The sequence below is a fragment of the Bacillus sp. VT 712 genome (assembly GCF_001614195.1).
Lineage (GTDB): Bacteria > Bacillota > Bacilli > Bacillales > Bacillaceae_H > Priestia > Priestia flexa.
Window position 1 is genome coordinate 1 of the sequence record NZ_LWBK01000060.1, and the last position, 9,699, is coordinate 9,699.

Consider the following 9,699-nt stretch of genomic DNA (forward strand, 5'->3'; position numbering starts at 1 on the left):
AATTGGCCAGTATCGGAAGAAAGTTCGCCTCCATCGTGAGTTAATTTGAGTTGGTGATTGAAATGAAGTGTTGTTTGCGGTAATCTAATCATGAGAAGAATCCTTTCTTTTGGTTAGTTCTTAGTCGATTTAACCTTAACAGAAATGGATTCTTTTTTCATTTTTTTAGTGAAAAAGAGAATCCCACAGGAAAGCCGATAAATCGCCTTTCCTGTGGGATTTTGTATTTGGGTATGAATAATTCAGGTTTCATTTTTTATTTATAAAAATAAAGTAGATGGAATTAACTTAGAAGTTAAAGATTTTTAAATGACCTATAAACATGTATAAGCCCAAGGTTGCTTTTTACAGCTGATATTTGTTATGAGGTAGAAATATTAGTACATAAATAATAACATGTTTTTCTATAATGACTATGTTTTTTTAAAAAAAGCATATGTATAAATAGCAGACTTTTTATACATACATTCTCCTCTCAACTGGCAAACGGGAAAAACCAGTCATATCAAGGATGTATAAAAAGCTGCATAAATCAGAAAACACTCCTTATCCGGAACTCTTGCCTACCAAGGGTTCTTTTTTGGGTTGTGTTCCGGAAAGAGTGTTTATGTAAACTAGATCTGTATATCATATACAATTAATCATAAGTATGTTTAATTATATATATCTTTAATTTTCTAGGAGGATTTGGATTGATAAATAAAGCTTTATCTAGTGCTTACGAAACTGGTTCTTTTTATGAAGGTAATATGGATTTTAGAGAATCAATTTTTAATTTAGAGCCAAAATTAGTGGAAGTCGAGGATCTTGAACCTTTGAGGTATTTATATTTCAACGTAAAGGACATTTCCCTACGTCATAAATTACTCTTAGTCTTACGAGATATCTATAACTCTCAGCTTAATGAATTTTTTCAAAAGGCCTATAAGAAAGAGCGAGATTTAGAAATGAAATTAATAGCTGTACGTGGCTTAGTGAAATACGTTGAAGAACATGAAATAAGTAAAACTATGAATCATTTCATGAAAATCTTGATAAAGAGACCTGAACACACCCCCTACAATTATAAGGAATACGAATATTTGCGTTCACCAAGTGGATTACCTTATCTAATTAAGGAATACAATTATAACTGCTTTCATCAAGTATTGGAGCAAGTAGAAAAACAATATGGAGCTATGCCCTTCCAATTCAAGAATCATTATACGTATGATGAAAATGATAATATAGTCGAACTACGAAGTCCTGATGAAACTGATCAAATGATTGAAGATTTCTTTAAGATAAATTAAATACTAAAAGATGTTAGATTAATGCTCTAACGTCTTTTCCTACCTATAACGTGGATTATGTAAACCAATGGTTTACAGCCTACTACTAAGCGTTTGTGGAAGTTTTTACATATTTGTTATAAAGTGGGCGTAAGAGGTGGTTAAGTTGAACTTAGGAGAACAATTGCAAAGACTAAGGGAAGAAAAAAATCTTTCTAGGGAAGAATTGGCCCAAGAAATGAATGTATCTAGGCAAGCTGTATATAAGTGGGAAAATAATAAAGGGTATCCCGATATTGAAAATCTTATTAAGCTAAGTGATTTATATAATGTGACGTTAGATGAACTAATTAAAGGTGATCATTCTTTTCAGAAAAAAATAGTAATAGATCAAAAAAAGAATAAAATTGAGGATTTATCAGACCCTGGTTTTATGATTGGAATCATTCTTGTATTTGTAGGATTATTTTTAGATTTAGGTGCATTTTCAGCTGGTGTTACAATACTAGGATTCTTAACGATGTTTTTTTATGATGATTTAAAGAAAACGTTTTGGACTATAAAAAAGGATTTTAAAGAAGAAAGGTAAGTAAAACAGGCTTTAAGAGAACTTGAAGCCTGTTTTTGTGCCTAGAAAAGGTTTTATGTAAACTGATTTTTTATATGGTATGCACTCTATTTTATGGGTGATTGAAGGTTTTAAGAGGACATAATTACAAGCATAGAGAAGTTTGGTAGTAAGTCACTATGTTGGAGGTTTTTTTATGATTAAAGACCCTTGGTTTACAATTCAAAAAATTGATGACAAGACTTATGCTATTAGTGAATATGGACATTGGGAAAAAGTCCATTCTTTTTTGCTTATTGGAGAAGAGAAGGCTGCACTTGTAGATACAGGTCTTGGAATTGATAGTATAAAGAGAATTACAGATAAACTAACCCATCTACCAATCGAGGTTATTACTACTCATGTTCATGTCGACCATATTGGGAGTCATGGAGAATTTGATAAAATTTACGTTCATGAAGGAGATAAAGATTGGTTAATTAATGGTATTCAAGGGTTGCCTATAGAGCAGATAAGAAAAGACATTAATCGAGATATTACACTTCCCACACCTCAAACATTTAATCCTGAAACATATAAACCTTTTCAAGGAGTTCCAACTGGATTATTAAAAGATCAAGATGTTATTGATTTAGGGAATCGAAAGTTGATTATTCATCATACCCCAGGACACTCTCCAGGACATTTATCTATTTATGATGCTATAAATGGATATCTATTTACGGGGGACTTACTTTATGACCAAACCCCTATTTATGCATTTTATCCTTCAACGAGTCCTGGTGATTTAGTGAATTCATTAGAGAAAATAGCAAATATAAAAAATGTTAATCTTATTTTTGGTTCTCACAATACGCTGGGGCTTAAGCCGACGATTTTAGAAGAAGTAAAATTTGCAGTTAAATTTTTAAAGGAAAACGAACTTGTTACGTTTGGTACAGGGATACACGAGTTTAAAGGATTTAGTATACAGTTTTAATTAAAGGCACTTCATTTGAAGTGCCCTTTTTATTAGACAGCTCAAGTATATGACAAACTGTCCAATAAGATCTATTATTTTTTGTTCGTTTAAAAAGGTTTATTTTTATTCTTAAATAGACGTTTTATCGTTAACTTTATTATTGTCTAAAAAGGTGTACCTTTTGGTACGGTAAAAAAGTAAATTATATAATGACGAAAAATAATAAAAGGAGCCCCAAGTTATGCTTGAGGCTCCTTTTATTACTTCATTTAGATTATTAGATGAAATTAACCGCGAATTTGGCTAGCGATTTGGTTATCTGTATCTTCAAGAACATTTGCAGAATCGTCTAATTGCTTAGCGATTTTAGTAAGTAAGTTAGACATTTCTACGAAAGAAGGCTTTAATTCTTCGTATTGAGCTGCGAATGCTTCACTTGAAGCCCCTTCCCACATATCTTGAAGTTGGCTTTTCATTGTATCAAGGCGGCTTACTAACTCCTGAACTTGACCACTTTCATTATTATAACGACCTGCCATATCACGAAGTTCAGCTGGTGTTACGCGAATAATTCCTGACATATACATCTCTCCCTTGGTTTATGTATTCCTTACAATTTTAAGGAACAATGGATGGATGGTCAAAGTTTATGTATGAAAAATAGAAAAACAAGCATATATATCCATTTTTTGGTTCTGGTGCAAAGAGTTTAATGTTTATCAAAGAGCCCGAGAGTGTTTAATAGTGAAAAATAACCATTTCCTAAATGTGGATCTTTGATTCATTATACTTATGACTCTCCCATTATAAGTATGATAGTATCAAACATGTATCAAACATAGGTCATAACATAAGTAAAAGGGTGTGCGATGATGAAAAAACGTACGAAAATAATTAGTGCAGTCATTGCCGGAACTGCTATTTTAATAGGAGGAATATGGATGATAAACGAAAGTCGTTACCCAGATGTCCCTGCATTTGATGATCACTTTACACGTGAATTCTTGAACAAAGATAAAAAAGTGGACGATGGATTTTATGAGTTTAAGTCAAAGACAGGTCAGTATACCATGTGGTTTCCGGAGGAGTATCAGTTATTGCATGACAATGAACAGCAATATGTTAAAGATGGAGACTTTTATGAAAGATGGAAAGCTACATCAGCTAAGAAGCATAAAGAAGAAAGTCAACTAAACTATTTACAAGTAAAGTTATCAGAGAGTAACCCTGATGATGAATCTATTTACGTAGAGAGTTTATTTAAAGATGAGTTCGGAGTAAATAAACCTGAGAAGTTGGAAACAGCTAACACTCGTATATATTATGATACAGGTTATCTCTATTTTAAGGGGACAGAAGAACATGTTATCCATGATGAGAATAAACATGCTCCCAATACATACATAGCATACGTAGCAGATAAGCGTTCTAATAAAGTAATTGAATTGTGGTTTGATGATAGTCTAAATAACCAAGTTGGTAAGGAATCTGAGAAAAGAGAGTGGTTTGTAGAAATATTGAATAGTATTCATTTCAATGAGGGGAAAAAATATGAATGAGAAGCGCATTTTGGATGATAATTTAAGAAATAAAATAACTCAACTTGAATACAAAAACTTATCTGGTAAAGAAATAGAAATTAGAGAGATATACAAAAAAACTACAGGAAAAGAAATTCCTAATTTTGAAATTTACAGTAGCTCAGATATGGGAATTGGAAAAAAGTCCGGTTTTGACGGTGCTGCTATTCATTTTTATGATGAAAAACGAAATATTAATGAAGTCTATTATATTTTCAGAGGAACTGAGCCATCTAAAGATTTTGGAGATGTTGTTTATGATGCTCTAGGTGTTGGGGCTGGAAAAGACAATGCGCAAATTAATGATGCAGTAAAAATGTATAAAAAAGTGGAGGCTAATTTAAAAGGCTCAAATGTAAAAATAAAAAGGTATGGGGATGGGCATTCATTGGGAGGCCATCTTATAGTGACGTTGAGCTTGGTAACTAAGAATTTTGTAGATATAAGAGGCTTAAATGATGCACCAGTTAATGTAAAGCAACTAGTAGAGCTTGATCGTAGTTTTGCAAGGTACGTTGAGCATCAAGTAGGAGAGGAAAGTAATGTATCTTCAAAAAGGCTAATAAAACTAGCCAACACCTACTACGAAAAACAAAAATCTAAAATCAGTCATACTTGGGTAAAAGGTGAACCCATGCATGCACAATCTTTTCCTGGAAGCTGGTATGCAGGTAACAAAGTAACCATGCTTGGAGATCTAGATAAAGAAGAAATGATTAACATTGGGAAATATCCTTTTCAGAAAGAAGCAAAATGGAATCCAGTGTATATGATAGACCAATTTCGCTATAATCTTGGAGTAAAAACGATACTAGGTGGCTTAGGGTTTGCAAATGATCATGTAAAACAGGAAACGTTACTCGACCTTCCTAATAAGAGTGAGCAATACCTTGAGCATGTAAAAAAGTATCCTTTTCTTCATTTAGGTGAGATTAAAGTTGGAGTTGCTTTAGGCGCAGCGGGCGGAGTTAATTTACTAACTAGTCCCGGGGGTCTCTCACAGGTTTTTAAAGGAATATCTCAAAAAGACCAAGCAAAACTCCACGGAATTAACTACGTTGTAAAATACACGGAAGCTAATGAAATGAAGACGTATTATCAAATTTTTGATTCAGGGTCTCAGGAAGAGATTTTGCTAGATTATGAGGAAATGAAGAAATTTGTGTATTACTGTGCAAACGCCATTAAAGAAAAAGAGACAAATTTGAAGGCGTTAAAGCAGTATCTTCATCAGGAGATTGACGAAGTTTTTGAGGCTGAGAAGAAAAAGCTAAAAACAAAAATGTCTAGAGAAGAAGCTTCTCCTCAGGCATTTATGGAAAAAGCCGATAAAGATGGAGCTACACTGGCTTGGTTTGGACAAAAGCGTGTAGCTGAAAAAGTGACGTTTGACAAAACGTTTGACCCTCTAGATGATAGCGTATTTACCCCTATTGAAGAGATTATTTCTTCTATTCAAGAGGAGATTACATATTTCCAAACATTCCTTGAAACATTCTTTCAAAATTTTGAGAAGATGATGGAAGCTGACGAATCTGTGGCCTCAGATATTAAGAGTATGAAAGAAGTAGTAGGGGGAATTTAATTGTTTGATTTGGACTTTACGAGAACAGGTACGACGAACGGAAAGTACACGTTCGAATTTGATAGTGACGGCTTTAAAGATGAACAAGCGAAACGCATTAAAGAATTAATAAAAAAAGATAAAGAAGTAAATCAAAAACTTTGGCACGTCAAAACCTATTTAGAGCATCAAACAGGTGAGTTTGCGGATGCGGTTAAAAGTAAGTTAGAATCAGCAGAACGAGGTTATACGATAAGAGCCCAGCAGTATGATACTGGGGCGTTTCAACATATTATGAGCCTTGTTTATTCGATTAAAGACATGCATAAAAGAGAGTACGAAATTCAGTACAAAGAATCTATGGATGACAACGAACTAAAATAGCAATTCAAACCTTCAGGTATGTGAACGCAAGCTTTTTTATTTTCTCTCTTTTTCCTGGGTCGTTGCTGTTGATGTGCTATAAAAAGTGGACAAGTGGATACGTTAAGAGATTTACTTGAGAAAGAACCAGAAATGTTAACATGGATAACACCCTTTGGTACATGGTTACATGTAGCAGCTTATGGGAATTTAGATATTGCCGAATACCTCATTAACCAGAATGTTGAGATAGATACGAGTGAACCAGATAGAAATCCTCTGTTTGCTGCAATATATGGTGGTCATTTTGAGATTGTTAAATTGTTAATTGAGAATAATATAGATATATCTATATTATTCTCTGGTGATAACATGAAAGATACGGATGCTTATGCATTTGCTATTGAAAGAGGACAGACAGAAATTGCTGAATATTTAATGATTATATACATTGCTCGCAAGATGGAAAGAGAAAAAGTCTTTATAATATTCGATGGATTAATTATGAATTTATGAATATGGATCCTATACAACTAAAAGAGCTTCACCTTGTTTTGCCTGTTGCTTCTTCTCCCCTTCTACCATCGTAGTATAAAAAAAGAGGACTTTTCATTTCTTCTTTCGCCTTCAAATTTTTGCTTTTTTTAATGTTCCATTTCCCGTATTGTACTCCGTTTTTTTAGAATGTGCTCCACTATTCCGTGCTAAAAGTCCCGAAAATCCATTTTATGATTTCCCTCCTTTTTCCCTTTGTTATCGTCATTTTTCTTTCTCAGTACCTTCCCTCTCTTTAAGCCAACCTTTTAAAATTCCCTAATGAGAAATCTTTTTTCCTTCACTAATTTATCAAATTTTTTAACGGCTTTTAACCGTAATTTAATCAATATTTCAAATGTTGATGTCTACTTTATCCGGCCTCTGTTTTGTAGTAATGCCCATTTCACCTAAAAAAGAGAAGAGCATAAGGGGTTTTTGCCCCCACCATAGGTGTGGGGCTAGGCAGAGCCTAGCAAAACCGTGGGTACAAAGAAAATCGCTAAATGTCCCCTTTGCGTCCCCTTTTTTTGGTGTACGTCCCTTTTACGTCCCCTTTTAAAATCCCAATGTCCCCTTTATGTCCCCCTGTTTTGGAGCCATGTCCCCTTTGCGTCCCCCTGTTTTTTTCACTTCATGGCTAAATCTTGTTGCTTTTCATTCAATTTTTGGAGCTTTTCTTGTAAACTTTTTTGTTCATCTTTATAGAGCTGAATGCTTGCATCACTCGACTGAATGGCATCCTTTTTCATCGCAATTTTTGATTCCGTATCAGCTTTTTCCTCATTCACTTGGTACTTCATATCACGTTGTAACTCGTTCATTTCTTGTTGCGTTTGGCGTTTATGTTTGGCTTCTACCGTGATTGCTTTTTCATAGTTTTTCATTTTCTTTTTGACAAACTGTTTCTCTAAACCATTGACCAAAAGCGCATATTCCTGTTTGTTTTTTGTTTCTTTCCCTTCTTCACTTTTCGTTTTTCGTTGGTCAGAATAGAGCGTCGTAATTAACCCATGAGCATCTATTTCTTCTGTTGAATCTGTTTCTGAATCACTCGTTACATCATCCACGTTTATCGTTTCTTTTTCTTCATTTTCTTGATATAGATCAAAGGCAAGTGCTTCCCAATGTGGAGATAGATTGCTGATTCTTACCACATAATAGCCATCATCTTCATACAATAAATGAACAGGTAATTTGATGTTTGGATTCGCTTTTTCTTGTGCAACAAAGCTTACTTCTTCTTCATCCGTTTGATCCATTTTGATGACCATATCCAGTGAGGCATTAGCCGGATGATACACACGATTCTCAATAGTTACGGTTCCTGTTATGTTAGAAGAAATGGCATCATAGGTTTTCGTATGATACAAAGGATCTTCTGTTTTTAAATAGAATTTCGATGTCAGTAAGGATAAAAAACCGATAAAGAAAAAGATCAACATGGCTGTATACTTCCATGACCGATTGCGATTTAAATTAAATCGATAATCTTCAAATTGCTTCTTAAATGCCATCTGCTCCACCTCATTTCATGATTTCTGTTTTCAATTCTTCGATACTATAAACCACCCATTTATTCTCTTCTTTTCGTAGAGAAACTTTAATAATGTCATGCGTTTGATCGTCGACATTCTCATCTTTTATGACAAGATGATTCGTAAATTCAGCAATGACTTCGACCTCTTCTTGCCCTCCATCATATTGTTGTACATAAAGCTGTACATCGTTTGGAATTGAAGTGTAACTGTCTCCATATACAAACTTTTCAGAAGGATAAAATTGCTCATAAAGTTCTTTGTCCATGATTGATTTTGCGATCTTTTTTCGTTCCTCAAATCCATCTTTTTCACGATGATAAGACACATCGATGAATTGATTCACCGTATTCAAGTAATCTCGTTTTTGTTGTTCTTGGGCAGAAGGACGAACTTCACTTAGTTGTTTTTTTAACTCTTTATTTTCTTCTTGTAAGCTTTCATTCGTGACTTGAATTTGTTTCGAAGCTGTTGTGTTGGAGATATTGTGGTTCAGGTAAATGTTGAAAATGGTTACGCCTGCCACCACAACGGCAAGCGCTCCAAATAGTAGTGCTGCTTTATTTTTCATCGCCTTTTCTCCTTTTAGAATCGTTTTACTCTTCCATTAAATCGTTCACCAAAATACGTTCCTTTTGCCATACTTGCGATGGCTACACCTGTTTTTCCTTGGCAGCCTAAAAACTGATTATTGCCGACGTATATCCCAACGTGTCCGTCTATTTTATAGGTATCAAAAAACACTACATCCCCAGGCTTCATGTCTTTTGGATTGATTGCTTGCCCTTGTGTTTTGAGTGTATCGGTTGTTACTCCTGACATTGGACCGACATTCACTCCTACTTGCTCGAATGCCCATCTGACAAAACTTGAACAATCGAAACGTCCTGCGTTAATATCAGATTGAGAGCGTCCACCACCAAAGACGTATCGTGTTTTACCAATCAACGTTTTGCCTGCGTCAATCACTTTCACACCCGATTTCCCACCACTTCCTCCACTCGCAGGAGCTGCCGGTTTCCCATCAGCTGTGATTGTTCCTGTGTAATACTTTAAAACCGCGTTAACGTACAAGTAGAGTAAGCATCCAACGCCTTTCTACATTTCTGTAGTAGGTTTTCGAATGCTCCTCACCGAACCGGACTTACATCTCTCGATGTATCCGGCTCTCCATCTGTCACCTGCTAGACTTCACCTTTATGCCTTTTAATATGGCATTCTTTACATAACGCAATAGTCTTGCGATTCCTCGCGACCATTCGTTTTTCTAAAGAAGACTTGTTCGGCTTATTCCTTATATCTTTTAATCTTTTAACGTGA

General features: G+C 34.6%; 12 protein-coding genes. 7 read left to right on the forward strand and 5 right to left on the reverse strand.

The genetic code is table 11. From position 1 onward, the window contains the following. The first annotated feature begins 692 nt into the window (after positions 1-692). The 3 genes from A2U94_RS21980 to A2U94_RS18990 all read left to right on the forward strand — a co-directional run bounded on the left by A2U94_RS21980 (position 693) and on the right by A2U94_RS18990 (position 2,818). The gene (locus tag A2U94_RS21980; RefSeq protein ID WP_025909208.1) at positions 693-1,292 is read left to right on the forward strand and encodes a hypothetical protein; all 600 of its coding nucleotides are present in this window, start codon (positions 693-695) and stop codon (positions 1,290-1,292) included. A 145-nt stretch (positions 1,293-1,437) separates the two neighbouring features. Continuing rightward, positions 1,438-1,860, forward strand: coding sequence for a helix-turn-helix domain-containing protein (locus tag A2U94_RS18985; protein ID WP_025909209.1), 423 nt, complete (start codon positions 1,438-1,440; stop codon positions 1,858-1,860). A 175-nt stretch (positions 1,861-2,035) separates the two neighbouring features. Further along, positions 2,036-2,818, forward strand: a complete 783-nt coding sequence (locus A2U94_RS18990) for an MBL fold metallo-hydrolase (RefSeq protein WP_025909210.1) — start codon at positions 2,036-2,038, stop codon at positions 2,816-2,818. A 269-nt stretch (positions 2,819-3,087) separates the two neighbouring features. Here A2U94_RS18990 and A2U94_RS18995 read toward each other — a convergent pair whose 3' ends face one another. Then, on the reverse strand, positions 3,088-3,381 hold the full coding sequence (locus tag A2U94_RS18995; RefSeq protein ID WP_025909211.1) for a WXG100 family type VII secretion target: 294 nt from the start codon (positions 3,379-3,381) through the stop codon (positions 3,088-3,090). Positions 3,382-3,672: 291 nt separating this feature from the next. Here A2U94_RS18995 and A2U94_RS19000 point away from each other — a divergent pair, with 291 nt between their 5' ends. From A2U94_RS19000 to A2U94_RS19015, 4 genes are all read left to right on the forward strand, one after another. Further along, positions 3,673-4,359, forward strand: a complete 687-nt coding sequence (locus tag A2U94_RS19000) for a YvcA-related protein (protein ID WP_025909212.1) — start codon at positions 3,673-3,675, stop codon at positions 4,357-4,359. After that, positions 4,352-5,965: a DUF6792 domain-containing protein gene (locus tag A2U94_RS19005; protein ID WP_025909213.1), complete on the forward strand. Its 1,614-nt coding sequence runs from the start codon at positions 4,352-4,354 to the stop codon at positions 5,963-5,965. The genes A2U94_RS19000 and A2U94_RS19005 overlap by 8 nt, the downstream gene beginning before the upstream one ends. Next, positions 5,966-6,328 carry a hypothetical protein gene (locus A2U94_RS19010; protein WP_025909214.1) on the forward strand — a complete coding sequence of 121 codons (363 nt, stop codon included), beginning with the start codon at positions 5,966-5,968 and terminating at the stop codon, positions 6,326-6,328. It begins immediately after the preceding gene. Positions 6,329-6,421: 93 nt separating this feature from the next. Continuing rightward, on the forward strand, positions 6,422-6,823 hold the full coding sequence (locus tag A2U94_RS19015) for an ankyrin repeat domain-containing protein (protein ID WP_025909215.1): 402 nt from the start codon (positions 6,422-6,424) through the stop codon (positions 6,821-6,823). 647 nt (positions 6,824-7,470) lie between these two features. Here the strand turns inward: A2U94_RS19015 and A2U94_RS19020 are convergent. The 4 genes from A2U94_RS19020 to A2U94_RS22265 all read right to left on the reverse strand — a co-directional run. Next, positions 7,471-8,358: a hypothetical protein gene (locus A2U94_RS19020; protein ID WP_025909216.1), complete on the reverse strand. Its 888-nt coding sequence runs from the start codon at positions 8,356-8,358 to the stop codon at positions 7,471-7,473. 10 nt (positions 8,359-8,368) lie between these two features. Next, positions 8,369-8,950, reverse strand: coding sequence for a YddI family membrane protein (locus A2U94_RS19025; RefSeq protein ID WP_025909217.1), 582 nt, complete (start codon positions 8,948-8,950; stop codon positions 8,369-8,371). 14 nt (positions 8,951-8,964) lie between these two features. Next, positions 8,965-9,453, reverse strand: coding sequence for a C40 family peptidase (locus tag A2U94_RS19030; RefSeq protein ID WP_025909218.1), 489 nt, complete (start codon positions 9,451-9,453; stop codon positions 8,965-8,967). Positions 9,454-9,563: 110 nt separating this feature from the next. After that, positions 9,564-9,699 (reverse strand): HNH endonuclease (locus tag A2U94_RS22265; RefSeq protein ID WP_353611599.1); only part of this gene is annotated, 136 nt, incomplete at its 5' end.

Excerpts from the sequence above, each read along its gene's own strand:
- A2U94_RS18990 (WP_025909210.1), top strand. The coding sequence starts at position 2,036 with ATGATTAAAGACCCTTGGTTTACAATTCAAAAAATTGATGACAAGACT.
- A2U94_RS18995 (WP_025909211.1), bottom strand. The coding sequence starts at position 3,381 with ATGTCAGGAATTATTCGCGTAACACCAGCTGAACTTCGTGATATGGCA.
- A2U94_RS19000 (WP_025909212.1), top strand. The coding sequence starts at position 3,673 with ATGAAAAAACGTACGAAAATAATTAGTGCAGTCATTGCCGGAACTGCT.
- A2U94_RS19005 (WP_025909213.1), top strand. The coding sequence starts at position 4,352 with ATGAATGAGAAGCGCATTTTGGATGATAATTTAAGAAATAAAATAACT.
- A2U94_RS19020 (WP_025909216.1), bottom strand. The coding sequence starts at position 8,358 with ATGGCATTTAAGAAGCAATTTGAAGATTATCGATTTAATTTAAATCGC.
- A2U94_RS19025 (WP_025909217.1), bottom strand. The coding sequence starts at position 8,950 with ATGAAAAATAAAGCAGCACTACTATTTGGAGCGCTTGCCGTTGTGGTG.